Below are 16,745 nucleotides of genomic sequence, written 5' to 3'. Positions count from 1 at the left end.
CCGCCGGTAACAACAACAACGGCTCGGCGGTCTGGACCTACACGATTCCCGACCACGTCTTCGACTTCCTCGCGGCGGGCGAAACGTTGACGCTGACCTACAAGGTCCGCGTCAACAATAATTTCTCGGTCAATCCCGAAACGTCGACCATCGACATCACCATCACGATCACCGGCACCAACGACAAGCCGGTGATCACCACCAGCGTTCCGACCATCATCTTCGAAGGCGGCACCAGCGTGCCGGGTGGCCCGCTCACCAGCGATGTTCCCACGTCGGGCACGCTGAGCTTCGACGACGTCGATCTCACCGACAAGCATACGGTGTCGGTGGCGTTGAGCAGCGCGACCCTGCCTGACGGCACCGTTCCGCCGGGGCCGCTTGCGGCGTTCCAGAGCGCGATGTCGGTCGCGATCGCGGCGGGCGCCGATAGCACCGGAGACGGCACCGGCACCATCAACTGGTCGCTGGCTGACCTGCCGGTCTATCTCGCCGACTTCATCCCCAAGGGTGAGGTGCTGACGCTGGTCTACACCGTGACGCTCAAGGACGCGCAAGGCGCCACCTCGCAGCAGACCATCACCGTCACGATCACCGGCACCGACGCTCCCGCCGTGGTGTGGATCGCGACCGACAAGCCCGGCGCTCCCTCGGGCGGCTTCTGGAAGGATGCGGCCAACTGGGCAACCGGCACGGTCCCGACCATCAATGACGACGTCATCGTCATCACCGACCAGCTGCATGGGCTGACGCCGTCCTATCCGGTGACGATCGACACGGCAGCCTTTGCCAAGTCGATCACGATGAACGACTACGACACCGCGGTCGGCCACAAGGCGCCGGAAGTCATCAACAAGAGTGCGTTGACGATTGCGGGCGAGATCAGCCTCAAGGCCGATTCGAAGCTCACCAATTTCACGGCAAGCACGATCTCGGTTGGTGGCAAGGCTGAGTTCCTGGACAGCAGCGTCCTCACCAATGCCGGCTACCTGACGCTCAAGGGCGGCGGCGATTTCGCCAACGGCACCACAATCACCAATTCCGGCACGATCGAGCTGTTCGGCGGCACGCTGAAGACGCTCGCCGGAATTAACAATGCCGGCGGCACGCTGAAGGCCGATGCCGGCACGACGCTGATCGTCGACACCGCCACCATCAGCGGCGGCACGGTCACCATCGCCGGCACGCTGGAACTCGACGGCAGCAGCGTCCTCAAGAACGGCACGCTGAACAATTCAGGGGCGGTCAACGTCAAGGGCACGGCGGATTTCGCCCACGAGACCGTCGCAAACACGTCCGGCGGCACGATCAAGGTGCTGGCGAATGGCTGGCTGACGATCGACCAGGGCTCCGGCGTCGCCAACACCGGCAACGTCACGGTGGACGCCACCGGCAAGCTGACGGTCAACGGCGCCACGATCAGCGGCACCGGCACGGTCACCGGCAACGGTGAGATTGATCTCACCGGCGCTGCGGTGCTGAGCGGCAGCATCCTGAACAACAACGCGGTCTTTAAGGTCAGCGGCACCGGCAACGTGCTGGACCACGAGACGGTCACGAATGCGAGCACCGGCACGATCGAAGTGCTGGCGAACGGCGCGCTGACGATCGACCAGGGCTCGACGGTCGCGAATGCCGGTAACGTCACGGTCGATGCCAACGGCAAGCTGACAGTCAATGGCGCCACGCTCAACGGTGCCGGGACTGTCACCGGCAACGGCGAGATCGACCTGACCGGCGCTGCCGTGCTGAGCGGCGGCATCCTAAACAACAACGCGGCCTTCAAGGTCAGCGGCAGCGGCAACGCGCTGGACCACGAAACGATCACGAATGCGACGACCGGCACGATCGAAGTGCTAGCGAACGGCGCGCTGACGATCGACCAGGGCTCGACGGTTGCGAATGCCGGCAACGTCACGGTCGATGCCAACGGCAAGCTGACGGTGAACGGCGCCACGATCAATGGTGCCGGTACGGTCACCAGCAATGGCGAGATCGATCTGACCGGCGGCGCGGTTCTGAGCGGCGGCATCCTGAACAACAATGCGGCCTTCAAGGTCAGCGGCACCGGCAACGCGCTCGACCATGAGACGATCACGAATGCGAGCACCGGCACGATCGAGGTGCTGGCGAACGGCACGCTGACGATCGACCAGGGCTCGACTGTCGCGAATGCCGGCAACGTCACGATCGATTCCGCTGGCAAGCTGACAGTTAACGGCGCCACGATCAGCGGTACCGGGACTGTCACGGGCAATGGCGAGATCGATTTGACCGGCGCTGCGGTGCTGAGCGGCGGCATCCTGAACAACAACGCGGCCTTCAAGGTCAGCGGCACGGGTAACGCGCTAGACCATGGAACAATCACGAACGCGGGCACCGGCACGATCGAAGTGCTGGCGAACGGTGCGCTGACGATCGACCAGGGCTCGACGGTCGCGAATGCCGGTAACGTCACGGTCGATGCCAACGGCAAGCTGACGGTCAACGGGGCGACGATCAACGGCACCGGCACGGTCACCGGCAATGGCGAGATCGATTTGACCGGCGCTGCGGTGCTGAGCGGTGGCATCCTGAACAACAACGCGGCCTTCAAGGTCAGCGGCACCGGCAACGCGCTGGACCACGAGACGGTCACGAACGCGAGCACCGGTACGATCGAAGTGCTGGCGAACGGTGCGCTGACGATCGACCAGGGCTCGACGGTTGCGAATGCCGGTAACGTCACGGTCGATGCCAACGGCAAGCTGACGGTCAACGGGGCGACGATCAACGGCACCGGCACGGTCACCGGCAATGGCGAGATCGATTTGACCGGCGCTGCGGTGCTGAGCGGCGGCATCCTGAACAACAACGCGGCGTTGAAGGTCAGCGGCACCGGCAACGCGCTGGACCACGAGACGATCACGAATGCGAGCACCGGCACGATCGAGGTGCTGACGAATGGCGCGCTGACGATCGACCAGGGCTCGACGGTCGCGAATGCCGGTAACGTCACGGTCGATGCCAACGGCAAGCTGACAGTTAACGGCGCGACGATCAGCGGTGGTACGATCAACGGTCTCGGCACGATCGATGTCACCGGCGCCAGCAAGATCGATCAATCGGCGACGCTGAGCACCACTGCCGTGACGGTCGAGAGCGGCGTCATCCTGACGCTGGATGACGTGATAGTTGCGGGCACCGCAATCGCCAATCATGGCACGGTCAAGGTCGATGCAGGCAGCAAGCTGACATTGAACGGTGCGAGCCTGACAGGCGGCGCGCTCACCGTTTCGGGCACGCTGAATTCGACCGGCACAACTGCGATTACCGACGCCAACATCTCGAACAACTATCTGATCGAGGCAACCCTGGGCGCGTTGACGCTGCTGGCGACGACCTCCGCAAGCTCGATCGCGAATGGCGGCATCCTCAGGGCCAATGGCGCCGAGCTCGACATCAACGGCGAAGCCATCGCAAACACCGGCACGCTGGCGGCGATCAATCATGGGACACTGAAGCTGATCGGGATGACGGTGACCGACACCGGCAGCGGTAGTGTCTCGGTCGAGTCCGGCTCGGCACTCGATCTTCAGGGCGCGACCATCGACGGCGGCACGGTGACGATTGCCGGTACGCTGGAATCGACCGGCACCAGCGCCATCGACAATGCCGACATTACCAACACCGGCACGATCACGGTCACCAGCGGTACGCTGACGATTGATCCCGCCACGCTTCACGCCATCACCAATCACAATCTCATTCAGGCGAAGGGCGGCGTGCTCGACGTCTCCGGTGAGGATATCTCCAACACTGCGGCTCTTGAGGCAGTCAACCACGGCACGCTGAAGCTGGCAAATCTCACCGTTAGCAACAGCAGTGCTGGGTCGATCACGGTCGACGGCACCTCGAAGCTCTATCTGACCGACGTTTCGATCAACGGCGGCAGCCTGAGCAATGCCGGCAATCTCTACAGCGCCGGCGTCGATACGGTCACGGGCAGCGTCACCAACACTGGCATCATCGAGGTCCAGAGCGGCATTCTCGACCTTGCGGGCGGCATCGCCGGTTCAGGCAAGGTAATCGTCGATGTTGGCGCGACGCTGGAGTTTTCGGGCGCGACCGGTTCGATCCACATCGTCAATTCCGGCTCCATCGTGGGCGCCGGTGGCAATGCGGCGATCCACATCCAGCAGGATACGACCGGTTCGGTGATCAACAATTCCGGCACCATCGGGCCGCCCGCCGCTTCGAGCGTGACCTCCGCGACCGACGCGATCATCGAGATCGGTGGCAGCCTCACGATCAACAACACCGGCCACATCAACGGCAATATCTCGGTCGCCAGCGCGACCTTCAATAACGAGTCCGGCGGCACCTGGACGGTCGCCGGCACGAGCGCCTTCGGCAATGCGTCGTCGATCGTCAATGACGGTGTCATCGATCTCCTCAACGGCGCCTCGATCTCCCTGGGTGGGCCTGGACTCGTCAATCACAGCCACATCGACAGCTGGGGCACGGCGTCGATCTCGGGCACCATCAGCAATACCGGCAGCATCGAGGTCCATGATGGCGAGCTGTCGCTGTTCGGCTTGCTGACCGGCACGGGCTCGGTCACCGTCGATGCCGGTGCGCTGCTGAAGCTCGAAGGCACGGTCGCGCAGACGATCAACCTCGCGGGCGACGGCGCCGCGGTTGAGATCGATACGGATACGTTCGGCGGATCGATCGCGGAGCTGTCGGCGAACGACACGATCGACCTGTCGACGATCAAATACGGGCTCGGCACCAGCGCGGTCTATGTTGCAAACTCCAATCCCGCGACCGGCGGCGTGCTGACGGTGACCGATGCGGACGGCAATCACATCAGCCTGAACCTGGCCGGCGCCGACTACAGCAATGCCCATTTCGCCGGGAGCGACGACGGCACTGGCCACACGCTGATCACGATGACCGATGACCACGCCCCGGCCTTCACCGCCGGCGGCGTGCTGGCGGGGGGCGTCTCCGAGCAGGCGGACGCCACCGGTGACTTCGCCACCTCCGATACCTCAACGCCTGCGACCGGCGCGATTGACTTCACCGACATCGACCTGACCGACCTGCCGTCGGCACAGATCACCGGCCAGGACGTGACCTCGCTTGGCGCCGATCACAGCACTAACCTCACCTCGTCGCTCTCGCTTGACGAGATCGCGGCGCTCAAGAGCGGGCTGACGCTTCTGCCGCAGGCCGGGCTGAACAATGGCATCGTCACCTGGAGCTATTCGATCGCCGACGGCGCGCTGGACTTCCTCGCCAAGGACCAGACCGCGAAGGTGGTTTCTACCATCACGAGCACGGACGATTACGGCGAGACCGCCACAACCGACGTCACGGTCACGATCACAGGCAAGAACGACGCGCCGACCTTGGCCGCGGTCACCACGGATCCGCTCGTCGATACCTCCATCGCCGACAGCTTCTCGGACGTCACGGGAATGCTGGTCGGAACCGACGCCGACCATGGAGAGACGGCGGGGCTGACCTATGCCGTTCTGAACGCGGATAGTCATGGGACGACGGCTGGCCTGTACGGCTCGCTGACGGTCAACGCGAACGGCACCTACACCTACGTTCCCGATGCGGCTTCGATCAACGCGCTTTCGGAAGGCCCTTGTTCGGACGTCTTCACGATTCAGACCACGGACGCGCAAGGTGCTGTCGGCACGGCATCATTCACGGTTGCCGTAACAGGCGCCAACGACGCTCCGGTGTTGACCGATGGTAGCATCGGGCAGCTCACCGATACGTGCGCAGCGGATAATTTCTCTGACCTCACCGGACAGGTGGTCGGGACCGATGCCGACTCCGGCGATACGCTGACCTACACCTTGCTGAACGCAGATCACCAGGCAGTCGGAGAGGTCACGGGTCACTATGGCGCGCTGGCGCTCAACACGAACGGCACCTACACCTACGTTCCCGATGCGGCTTCGATTAACGCGCTGCCGGGCTGCTTGCACTATTCCGACAGTTTCACGGTCCAGGTCACGGATGCACATGGCGCCGCCTCCACGGCGATATACACGGTGGACCTGACGGGCGCCAACGACGTGCCAACGCTGTCCGCTCTCAACCTCGGCAAGCTTACGGACACGGCGGCGACCGACACCTTCTCCAATCTCACCGGAAATCTCGCGGGCACCGACGCCGATGCCGACGAGACGGTGACGCTGACCTATTCTGTCCAGAATGCGGATAGTTGCGGGACGGCTCCAGGACACTACGGCGCGCTGACGGTCCACTCTGACGGCAGCTACACCTACGTTCCCGACGCGGCTGCGATCAACGCGTTGCAAGAAGGGCCCTTCGCGGATACGTTTACGGTCCAGACGACGGACGCGCATGGCGCGACCGGCACTGCGACACTCACGGTGGACGTGGACGGCGCGAACGATGCGCCGGTAATGGACGTCAACCAGATCAGCCTCACGCATGACGACGCTCAAGTCACTGTGCACGGTATCTCGGCCACCGACTCCGATGCGGCTGCCAATGAAACCTTCACGCTCGTTGCCTCCGGCTCGGGTAGCAATTTGAGTCCGGCGTCGACGTCCGATACCTTGGCGCATATCAATTCCGCGCTGCAGACCGTGACCTACACTGATGCAAGTGAAGGTGCGGCCATACAGACGGTCACGCTCACCGTGGCCGACAGTCACAACGCAAGCAAGACGGTTAGCCTGCTCTTTGGCACGGCCGGGCAAGATGACTTCATCGGGACAGGCCATCAGGACCAGTTCGTGTTCGCCGCCAGTTCCAACAACGATACGATCACCAATTTCACGCCCGGTCAGGACCATATCGACTTGTCGGCAGTCGTGACCGCCAGCGATTTTGGGGCATGGATGGCGCAGCACGTGGCGGCTTCGCCGACCAATTCCGCTGACACCCTGGTCACGATCAACGCTTCGGACACCATCCTTCTGAAGGGTGTCGCCCACCTCCAGGCGAGCGACTTCATCGTCCATGCCTGATTGCTGCATGATGGGCCGCGATCGTCGGCAGGCCCGATCCACGCTGCCGTTCACCGCCAAAGCGTGATATCCAGCCACCATGAAACGTCTCAAGATCCTGCGGCGGTGGTTTGCGCGCAAGTTCGGGTTTGCGCGGCTGATGTGCCTTGCGCTGCTGGTCGTATTTGCCGGCGCTCGGCTCTGGGATCCGCCTCCGATCCAGGAACTGCGGCTGCGCACGTTCGACATGTTTCAATTGATCGATCCGCGCCAGAAGACGGCGCGGCCGGTCACCATCGTCGACATCGACGACAAGAGCCTCGCCAAGCTCGGCCAGTGGCCGTGGCCGCGGACGCGGATCGCCGACATGATCCAGAACCTCACCAATCACGGCGCGGTGGCGATCGGCTTCGACGTCGTGTTCTCGGAGGCCGACCGGCTCAACCCGGATCTGGTCGCGAGCCAGATGCGCTACCTGGACGACGCCACCCGCGCCAAGCTGCGCGAGCTGCCGAGCAACGACCAGATCCTCTCCGAAGCGATCAAGCGCTCGCGCGTGATCCTGGGCGAGACTGGGCAGCGGGCGATTTCGTCCGAGGTCGACAAGTCGCTGCCCTTCACCGGCGTCGCGACGGTCGGCGAGGAGGGCGCTGAGCGCTTCCTATTCGAATTTCCCGGGCTGTTGCGCAACGTGCCCGAGATCGAGAAGGTCGCGGCCGGCCGCGGCCTGTTCTCGATCAAGACCGAGCGCGACGGCCTGATCCGGCGCGTGCCGATGATCATGCGCGCCCAGGGCATGGTCATGCCTTCGCTGAGCCTCGAGATTTTGCGCGTCGTCACGGGCACGCCGACCTTGCTGGTTCGGACCGACAAGACCGGCGTGCGGGCCGTGCGTCTCAAGGGCGTGGAGATCCCAACCGACAGGAACGGTCAGCTCTGGGTGCATTACGCGCGCCAGGATCCCTCGATCTACGTCTCGGCCGCCGACGTGCTCGACAATACGGTGCCGCCTAACAAGATCGCCGGCAAGCTGGTGCTGATCGGCACCTCGGCGGTTGGGCTCAACGACATCAAGACCACGCCGGTGTCCTCGACCATGCCCGGCGTCGAGATCCACGCCCAGGTGCTGGAGAGCGTGCTGAGCGGCGCGGTGATCTCCCAGCCGAACTATGCGCTCGGCGTCGAGCTGCTCGCCGCGCTCGTCATCGGCTTGCTCGTCATCATCTTCACGCCGAACCTCGGACCAGTTCGCCTCGTGCTTGCCGGCGCGACCTTCGCCGCTATCCTGATCGGAGTGTCCTGGTTCTTCTATGCGCAGCACCGCTATCTCATCGACTTCACTTATCCGCTGCTCTCGACCACCGCGATCTATCTGACGCTAATCTTCGCCAGCTTCGTGCGCGAGCAGCGCCAGCGCGTGCAGATCCGCGGCATGTTCGCGCAATACATGTCGCCGGTGCTGGTCGAGCAACTCGCGCAGTCACCGGAAAAACTCGTCCTCGGCGGCGAGGAGCGCGAAATGACGATCATGTTCTCCGACGTGCGCGGCTTCACCACCATATCGGAAACCTACAAGCACGATCCGCAGGGCCTGATCGCGCTGATGAACCGCTTCCTGACTCCGCTGACCGACGTGATCATCGATCAGAAGGGCTATATCGACAAATATATGGGCGACGCCATCATGGCGTTCTGGAATGCGCCGCTCGACGATGCCGAGCACGAGGTCAACGCCTGTGAGGCCGCGATCCAGATGTTGGAGAAGATCGACGCGGTGAACAAGGACCGCGAGCAGGAGGCCATTGATGGCGGTCACGTCTACATCCCGCTCAATGTCGGTATCGGTCTCAACACCGGCATCGGCGTCGTCGGCAACATGGGATCCGACCTGAAGAAGAACTATTCGGTGCTCGGCGACAGCGTCAACCTGGCCTCGCGCCTGGAAGGCCAGTCGAAGGAATACGGCTTTCCCATTATCGTTGGCTCGCGCACCGCGCTCGCGGCCAAGGACAAGTTCGCGATCCTCGAACTCGACTTCATCATGGTCAAGGGCAAGACCGAGCCGGAGGTGATCTATGCCATCGCCGGCCGCGAGGATGTGATGCTTTCAGGCGCCTTCCAGCGCCTGCGCAACGTCACCATCGAAATGCTCGCCTGCTATCGCAGCCGCGACTGGCAGGGCGCGCTGGACGCGATCGACCGCGGCCGCAGGAGCGAGGATGCCGACACGCTGGAAAAGCTGTTCAAGCTCTATGAAGTGCGCATCAAGGAATTCCAGGTCAATCCACCGCCGGAAGGTTGGACCGGGGCCTATGCGCTGCTGACGAAATAAGGGAGGCGCTTGCTAGCGGCTAAACCCTCGGTGTCGTCCCGGCGCAGGCCGGGACCCATACTCCGCAGCAGAAGCTGTACGCCAGATCGGAGTTGGCTGTCGTTGCCGAATTCAACTCGGTGGTTATGGGTCCCGGCTACGCCGGGACGACAGCGGTGTTCGACGCCGCAGGCCGTCGCCTTAATAAGAGGTGTCGTCCTGGCTTTCGCCAGGACGACAGTGGTGTTTGCGGAAGCGGGGTGCCGACCTTGAGCCTCACTCCGCCCCGATCGTCGTGAGATCCTGGAACCAGTGCTGCGCCTGCACGAACTGCTTGACCTTGGGCGACAGCGCATGCGGGTTGGTGTCGTGCACCACCCATACCAGCGTGGCGTCGTCGACGATCAGCGCGTGCGCCTGCGCCAGCAACTCGTCCTGCTTGGCGCTGTCGAAGGTCTGCTTGGCCTCGTCGATCAGCGCGTCGGCCTTCGGGTTTTTGTAGCCGCCCCAGTTGACGCCGACCGGCGCGATCTGGCTCGAATGGAAGAAGCGGACGATGGCGTAGAGCGGGTCAGAGGTGACATAGGCGATGTTGTTGGCGGTGATGCCGGCGTTCATCTCGTCGGCCGCGCCCTTGCGCCAATGCGTATAGAGTGTCTCGAGCTCGACGACCTTGAAATCGATGTCGATGCCGGTCTCCTTGAAGCTCTGCTGCAAAAATTCGTTCATCGGCAGCGACAGCATCTGGCCGGTGCCGCCCTGTGCGATGATGAAGGTCGCTTTCAGCGGCTTCGCCTTGGAGTAGCCGGCTTCCTCGACCAGCTTCTTGGCGGCTGCGACATCGTATTTCAGCTCGAAGCTCGGCTTGCCGAACCAGGGGCTCGACGGATCGACCTGTCCCTTGGCGGGTTTCGCAAGGCCATTCATCAGGCCCACCACGGCTTCACGATCGATCGCGAGGTTCAGCGCCTTGCGCAGGCGGATGTCGGTCCAGGGCGAACCCGGCAGCACGCTCAGATGATAATTCCAGACATGCGGCGTAACGTTGTCGACGAGCTTCATGCCGGCGGCCTTGAGCTGCGGCACGGCATCCGGCGCCGGCGTCTCGATCAGATCGACCTGCCCGGCCAGCAGCGCATTGGTGCGCGTCAGCGCTTCCGGCATCGGCACCAGCACGAGCTTGTCGACCTTGGGAATACGCTTCTTGTTCCAATAATCCGGATTCTTCGTGAGCTCGGCGAGTTCGCGCGGCACCAGTTTTGTCAGTTTGAACGGGCCGGTCCCCGAAGGCTGGCTCGCGAACTTGTCCCAGTCCTTACCGAGCTTCTCGTATTGCGCCGGGCTGGAGACCAGGAACCACAGCATCTGATAGGGAAAGAAGGAATCGACCGTCTTGGTGGTGATCTCCACCGTGAAGTCGTCGATCTTGGCGTAGCTCGCGACCGAAGGCAGGCGGGTCTTGACCTGCGCACTCTGGCGCTTGTCGAATTGCGGCGCCTTGTCATTGAGCACCTTGTCCAGATTCCAGATCACGGCGTCGGCATCGAACTCGCTGCCATCGTGAAACTTCACGCCCTTGCGCAAGGTGAAGCGCCATTTGGTCTTGTTCTCGGCATCGACCCTCCACTCGGTGGCCAATCCGGGCACCAGCTTTCCCGGCCGGTCGGCGACGTCCATCTCCCACGCCACGAGCGGATCGTAGATGGTGTAGGCCGTGAACTGATAGGCGCCCGCGCCGCGATCGGGCTGGCCGGTCGTCAGCGGGATGTCCGCCATCGAGATGCCGTAGCGCAGCACCGTTTCGGCGCCCGCCGGAATCGCGGACAACGCCAGTGCAAGCACGGCGAAACAGGTCGATAGTCGGATACGCATGGGCCAAAGCTCCAAGGAAGAATTCAAGGACAATCGGAGCCAAACCTGCAATCTTGATGCCAGAATAGGCAGCGAGGTGCTTTCGCCGACGTGTCATCACAAGGACTTGTCGTCGCAGGGGCAATTTGCAGAATAAGTTTCCCCATTGGCATAGGCATTGCATACGATTGCATCAAAATTAGTCATCGAAGCCGGAAAAGGATTGAGTCAATGTTGATCAAGAAAAACAAGACCCGCGCGGCGCTGATCGCGTTGCTGGCGCTCAGTAGCGCGGCTGCGTGGCCGCGCGCGGCCACTGCCGAAACCGTGCTGCGCATCGCCATGACGGCTGCCGATATTCCGCGCACGCTGGGCCAGCCCGATCAGGGCTTTGAAGGCAACCGCTTCACCGGCCTCACCATGTATGACGCGCTCACCGGCTGGGACCTTTCCTCGGCCGACAAGGCGAGCGTGGTGATCCCCGGCCTTGCTACCGAGTGGAAGGTCGACGATGCCGACAAGACCAAATGGACTTTCAAGCTGCGGCCGGGCGTCACCTTCCATGACGGCTCGCCGTTCAATGCGGACGCCGTGGTGTGGAATGTCGAGAAGGTGCTGAAGCAGGACGCGCCGCAATTCGACGCCAGCCAGGTCGGTGTCACGGCCTCGCGCATGCCGACGCTGGCATCAGCGAAGAAGGTCGACGACATGACGGTCGAGCTCACCACCAAGGAGCCCGACAGCTTCCTGCCGATCAACCTCACCAATCTCTTCATGGCGAGCCCGGCGAAGTGGCAGGCCTTCTACGACAAGGCGGAGGGCGCCGACGCCAAGGCCAAGTCGCAGGCCGCATGGACCGCGTTTGCCAAGGACGCCGCGGGCACCGGCCCGTGGAAGATGGCGGGCTTCACCCCGCGCGAGCGGCTGGAGCTGGTCAAGAATGCGAGCTACTGGAACAAGGACCGCGTGCCCAAGGTCGACAAGATGGTGCTGTTGCCGATGCCGGAGGCCAACGCGCGCACCGCGGCGCTGCTTTCCGGGCAGGTCGATTGGGTCGAGGCGCCGGCGCCGGACGCGTTGCCCGAGCTCAAGCAGCGCGGCTTCAAGCTCTACGCCAACGAGCAGCCGCACGTCTGGCCGTGGCAGTTCTCGCGCGTCGAGGGCTCGCCCTGGAACGACATCCGCGTGCGCAAGGCCGCGAACCTCTGCGTCGATCGCGAAGGCCTCAAGGACGGCCTGCTCGCGGGGCTGATGGTGCCCGCGACCGGCACGTTCGAGGTCGGCCATCCCTGGCGCGGCAGACCGACCTTCGAGATCAAGTACGACAAGGCTGCTGCACAGAAGCTGATGCAGGAGGCCGGATTCGGCCCGAACAAGAAGCTGACGGTGAAGACCCAGACGTCTGCGTCCGGCTCGGGCCAGATGCAGCCGTTGCCGATGAACGAATATATCCAGCAGGCGCTGGCCGAATGCTATTTCGACGTGCAGCTCGATGTCATCGAGTGGAATACGCTGTTCACCAACTGGCGCCGCGGCGCCAAGGATCCCAGTGCCAACGGCTCGAACGCGACCAACGTCACCTATGCGGCGATGGACCCGTTCTTCGCGCTGGTGCGCTTCCTGCAATCGGGCATGGCGCCGCCGGTCTCGAACAATTGGGGTTTCATCAACAATCCCAAATTCGACGAGCTGGTGAAGAAGGCGCGGCAGACCTTCGATCCCGCCGCGCGTGACGCCGCGCTCGCCGAACTGCACGCGGCCTCCGTCGATGACGCGGCCTTCCTCTATGTCGCCCACGACGTCGGTCCCCGCGCCATCAGCCCGAAGGTGACAGGCGTCGTGCAGCCAAAGAGCTGGTTCATCGACTTCTCACTGGTGTCGATGCAATAGTTCCCGCCTCATACGCAGTGCACCCTCTCCCCTTGCGGGAGAGGGTGGCTTCGCGCAAGCGAAGCCGGGTGAGGGATCTCTTTCCGCGGATGACCCTCTCTCTTTTTCGTTAACACTGCATCCGGGGTTAGAGCCCTCATCCGGCGCTTTGCGCCACCTTCTCCCACAAGGGGAGAAGGGAAGAAAAGAAACAACGTGCTCGCCTATATCGCCAGACGCATCGTCTACGTCATCCCGATCGTCATCAGCGTCGCGCTGGTGTGTTTTCTGCTCGTGCACATCACGCCGGGCGATCCGCTCGTCGCGGTGCTCCCCGCAGACGCCTCGCAGGAGCTCGCCGCGCAGCTCCGGACAGCCTATGGTTTCGACCGCCCGCTGCCGGTGCAGTTCGGGCTTTGGCTGCTCCGCGCGCTTCATGGCGATCTCGGCAATTCCATCGCCACGGGCCGCCCGGTGCTCGCCGAGGTCATGCGCGCGGTCAGCAACACGGTCACGCTGGCGATTGCGGCGGCGATCATCGGCTTCACCATGGGCATCCTGCTCGGCCTGATCGCCGGCTATTTCCGCGAGACCTGGATCGACAAGCTGGCGACCTCCTTTGCCATCGCCGGCGTTTCGGTGCCGCATTACTGGCTTGGCATGGTGCTCGTCATCATCTTCTCGGTCCAGCTGAACTGGCTGCCCGCTGTCGGCGCCGGACCCGGCGGCTCGGCCGCCTGGGCCTGGGACTGGGCGCATTTGCAATATCTCGTGCTGCCAGCGATCACGACCTCGGTGATCCCGATGGGCATCGTCACTCGCACGGTGCGCGCGCTGACCGGCGACATTCTCAGCCAGGACTTCGTCGAGGCGCTGCGTGCAAAAGGCCTGCATGAGCGCGGCGTGTTCCGCCACGTCATCAAGAACGCCGCCCCCACCGCGCTCGCGGTGATGGGACTTCAGCTCGGTTACATGCTCGGCGGCTCGATCCTGATCGAGACGGTGTTCTCCTGGCCGGGCTCGGGCTTCCTGCTCAACTCCGCGATTTTCCAGCGCGACCTGCCGCTGCTGCAGGGCACGATCCTGATCCTGGCGCTGTTCTTCGTCTTCCTCAATCTGATGGTCGACATCGCGCAAGCCGCGATCGACCCGCGCATCAAACGGGGTTAGCGATGAGCGAGCTTCCGTTGTCCGTCACCAGCGATACGGCGCTTCAGTCCGCGCCCGCGACCAAGGCGCGCGGCTATTGGGCGACCGTCGGCCGTCGTATCTGGCGTGACAAGGTCAGCATGGTCTGCGCGCTGGTGCTGCTGCTGATCTTTCTCTCCGCGATCGTTGCGCCGTGGCTCGGTCTGGAAGATCCCTACAAGGGCTCGATGATCCGCCGCCTTCGGCACATTGGCACATCCGGCTACCCGCTCGGCACCGACGAACTCGGCCGCGACATGCTGGCGCGGCTGATCTATGGCGGCCGGTTGTCGCTTCTCATCGGCATTTTGCCTGTGATCCTCGCCTTCTGCATCGGCACCTCGCTCGGCCTCGTTGCCGGCTATGTCGGCGGCAAGCTCAACACCGCGATCATGCGCACGATCGACGTGTTCTACGCGTTTCCGTCCGTGCTGCTGGCGATCGCGATCTCGGGCGCGCTGGGCGCGGGCATCCTCAATTCCATCGTGTCGTTGACCGTCGTGTTCGTGCCGCAGATCACCCGCGTTGCCGAAAGCGTCACGACGGGGGTGCGCAACATGGACTTCGTCGACGCCGCGCGCGCCTCGGGCGCGGGACCGTTCACCATCATGCGCGTTCATATCCTCGGCAATGTGCTCGGTTCGATCTTCGTCTACGCGACCAGCCTGATCTCGGTCTCGATGATCCTCGCGGCAGGCCTGTCGTTCCTCGGCCTCGGCACCAAACCGCCGGAGCCGGAATGGGGCCTGATGTTGAATACCTTGCGGACCGCGATCTATGTCAACCCCTGGGTCGCCGCGCTCCCCGGTGCAATGATCTTCGCGGTCTCGATCTGCTTCAACCTGCTCTCGGACGGCCTGCGCAGCGCCATGGACATCAGGAACTAGCCATGAGCGAAACCAACCTCTCCGTCGCAATGCTGGAGCCGATCGAAGACCTCGGCGGCGTCGCCCAGCCGCTGCTCCAGGTCAACGGCCTCACCAAGCATTTCCCGGTTCGTGGCGGCCTGTTCGCCGCAAAGCGCACCGTGCGGGCGGTCGATAATGTCTCGTTCACCGTCGCCAAGGGCGAGACCGTCGGCATCGTCGGCGAGTCCGGTTGCGGCAAGTCGACCACCGCGCGGCTGCTCATGCATCTGATGCCGCGCGACACCGGTGACATCATCTATGACGGCATGAGCGTCGGCCAGTCGCTCTCCTTGCGCGAGCTGCGCCGCGGCATGCAGATGGTGTTCCAGGATTCCTACGCTTCGCTCAACCCGCGCCTGACCATCGAGGACTCGATCGCCTTCGGCCCAAAGGTGCACGGCATGGCCGACGGCGCCGCGCGCGCGCTGGCGCGCGAGCTGCTGGGCAAAGTGGGCCTGGTTCCTGCAAACTTTGCCAACCGCTACCCGCATGAGATCTCCGGCGGCCAGCGCCAGCGCGTCAACATCGCGCGTGCGCTGGCCCTGTCGCCGCGGCTGGTGATTCTCGACGAAGCCGTCTCCGCGCTCGACAAGTCGGTCGAGGCGCAGGTGCTCAATTTGCTTGCCGATCTCAAGAGTGAGTTCGGCCTGACCTATCTCTTCATCAGTCACGACCTCAACGTCGTGCGCTATATCAGCGATCGCGTGCTGGTGATGTATCTCGGCGAGGTCGTCGAGCTCGGCCCGGTCGACCAGGTCTGGGACCAACCGGCGCATCCCTATACGCGCGCACTTCTTGCCGCGATGCCGTCCTCGGATCCGGACCGCCGCACCGAGACGCCGCCGATCACGGGCGATCCGCCCAATCCGATCGATCCACCCTCGGGCTGCCGCTTCCACACCCGTTGCCCGTTTGCGGAGCCGCTCTGCGCAAATGCGACACCAAAACTCACCGCGCTCGATAGAATGGGCCACGAGGCCGCGTGCTACATGGCGATCCCGGGTTCAGGCCATCGCCGCGCGCCGAAGGAGGAAACCGCATGAGACCGACGACAAAAGAGATCAAGGCGACGGCACAGGTCGCCGGCGTTCCCGTCGACGACGAGATCGCGACGCGCATCTCCAATTCCATCGGACCGGCCTTCGAGGGCTTTGCGGCCATTGCCGGCACGTTGCCGTTCGATCTCGAGCCCGCGCTTTATCCGATCGCGCAGACTGCCAAGGTCTCGAAATGAGCACCGAGCCCGCATTGATGACGCTCACCGAGGTCGCGCGCGCGATCGCGATGAAGCAGGTGTCCTCGCATGAGGTGACGCGTGCGCTGCTGCATCGCATCGCGCAGTGGCAGCCGCACCTCAACGCCTTCATGTCGATCGAGGCAGAGGCAGCGCTGAAGGCCGCCGATGCCGCCGACGCCGAACTCGCCAAGGGGGAAGTCCGCGGTCCGCTGCACGGTGTGCCGCTCGCGCACAAGGATATGTATTACGACGCAGGTCACGTCGCGACCTGCGGCTCGTTGATCCGCCGCGACTTCGTTCCGACAGTGACCTCCACCGCCTTGCAGAGGCTGAAGGACGCCGGCCAGGTTCGCCTCGGCACGTTGCATCTCGCCGAATTCGCCTATGGCCCGACTGGC

General features: G+C 63.6%; 9 protein-coding genes. 8 read left to right on the top strand and 1 reads right to left on the bottom strand.

Features of this window, described 5'->3' with window-relative positions; translation table 11 throughout:
• Both IVB32_RS25940 and IVB32_RS25935 read left to right on the top strand, forming a co-directional pair.
• A partial coding sequence (locus IVB32_RS25940) for a VCBS domain-containing protein (protein ID WP_247411804.1) occupies positions 1–7,004 on the top strand: 7,004 nt, incomplete at its 5' end.
• Positions 7,005–7,083: 79 nt separating this feature from the next.
• Entirely contained in the window at positions 7,084–9,315 is a 2,232-nt protein-coding gene (locus tag IVB32_RS25935) for an adenylate/guanylate cyclase domain-containing protein (RefSeq protein ID WP_247411802.1), read from the top strand.
• 255 nt (positions 9,316–9,570) lie between these two features.
• Here IVB32_RS25935 and IVB32_RS25930 read toward each other — a convergent pair whose 3' ends face one another.
• Positions 9,571–11,166: an ABC transporter substrate-binding protein gene (locus tag IVB32_RS25930; protein WP_018457598.1), complete on the bottom strand. Its 1,596-nt coding sequence runs from the start codon at positions 11,164–11,166 to the stop codon at positions 9,571–9,573.
• A 210-nt stretch (positions 11,167–11,376) separates the two neighbouring features.
• Here IVB32_RS25930 and IVB32_RS25925 point away from each other — a divergent pair, with 210 nt between their 5' ends.
• The 6 genes from IVB32_RS25925 to IVB32_RS25900 all read left to right on the top strand — a co-directional run.
• On the top strand, positions 11,377–13,035 hold the full coding sequence (locus tag IVB32_RS25925; RefSeq protein WP_018457597.1) for an ABC transporter substrate-binding protein: 1,659 nt from the start codon (positions 11,377–11,379) through the stop codon (positions 13,033–13,035).
• Positions 13,036–13,230: 195 nt separating this feature from the next.
• Positions 13,231–14,184: an ABC transporter permease gene (locus IVB32_RS25920; RefSeq protein ID WP_085349306.1), complete on the top strand. Its 954-nt coding sequence runs from the start codon at positions 13,231–13,233 to the stop codon at positions 14,182–14,184.
• Positions 14,185–14,186: 2 nt separating this feature from the next.
• Positions 14,187–15,089, top strand: coding sequence for an ABC transporter permease (locus tag IVB32_RS25915; protein ID WP_018457595.1), 903 nt, complete (start codon positions 14,187–14,189; stop codon positions 15,087–15,089).
• Positions 15,090–15,091: 2 nt separating this feature from the next.
• Positions 15,092–16,153: an ABC transporter ATP-binding protein gene (locus tag IVB32_RS25910; protein ID WP_018457594.1), complete on the top strand. Its 1,062-nt coding sequence runs from the start codon at positions 15,092–15,094 to the stop codon at positions 16,151–16,153.
• On the top strand, positions 16,150–16,344 hold the full coding sequence (locus IVB32_RS25905) for a hypothetical protein (RefSeq protein WP_018457593.1): 195 nt from the start codon (positions 16,150–16,152) through the stop codon (positions 16,342–16,344). The genes IVB32_RS25910 and IVB32_RS25905 overlap by 4 nt, the downstream gene beginning before the upstream one ends.
• Positions 16,341–16,745: amidase family protein (locus tag IVB32_RS25900; RefSeq protein ID WP_247411797.1), on the top strand; the 405-nt coding region annotated here is incomplete at its 3' end. The genes IVB32_RS25905 and IVB32_RS25900, both read left to right, overlap by 4 nt.

The sequence above is a fragment of the Bradyrhizobium sp. 23 genome (assembly GCF_023073295.1).
GTDB lineage: Bacteria > Pseudomonadota > Alphaproteobacteria > Rhizobiales > Xanthobacteraceae > Bradyrhizobium > Bradyrhizobium canariense_D.
This window is presented reverse-complemented; position numbering and strand designations above follow the sequence as displayed.

Coding starts and splice junctions, on each gene's coding strand:
- IVB32_RS25935 (WP_247411802.1), top strand. CDS start 7,084: ATGAAACGTCTCAAGATCCTGCGGCGGTGGTTTGCGCGCAAGTTCGGG.
- IVB32_RS25930 (WP_018457598.1), bottom strand. CDS start 11,166: ATGCGTATCCGACTATCGACCTGTTTCGCCGTGCTTGCACTGGCGTTG.
- IVB32_RS25925 (WP_018457597.1), top strand. CDS start 11,377: ATGTTGATCAAGAAAAACAAGACCCGCGCGGCGCTGATCGCGTTGCTG.
- IVB32_RS25915 (WP_018457595.1), top strand. CDS start 14,187: ATGAGCGAGCTTCCGTTGTCCGTCACCAGCGATACGGCGCTTCAGTCC.
- IVB32_RS25910 (WP_018457594.1), top strand. CDS start 15,092: ATGAGCGAAACCAACCTCTCCGTCGCAATGCTGGAGCCGATCGAAGAC.
- IVB32_RS25905 (WP_018457593.1), top strand. CDS start 16,150: ATGAGACCGACGACAAAAGAGATCAAGGCGACGGCACAGGTCGCCGGC.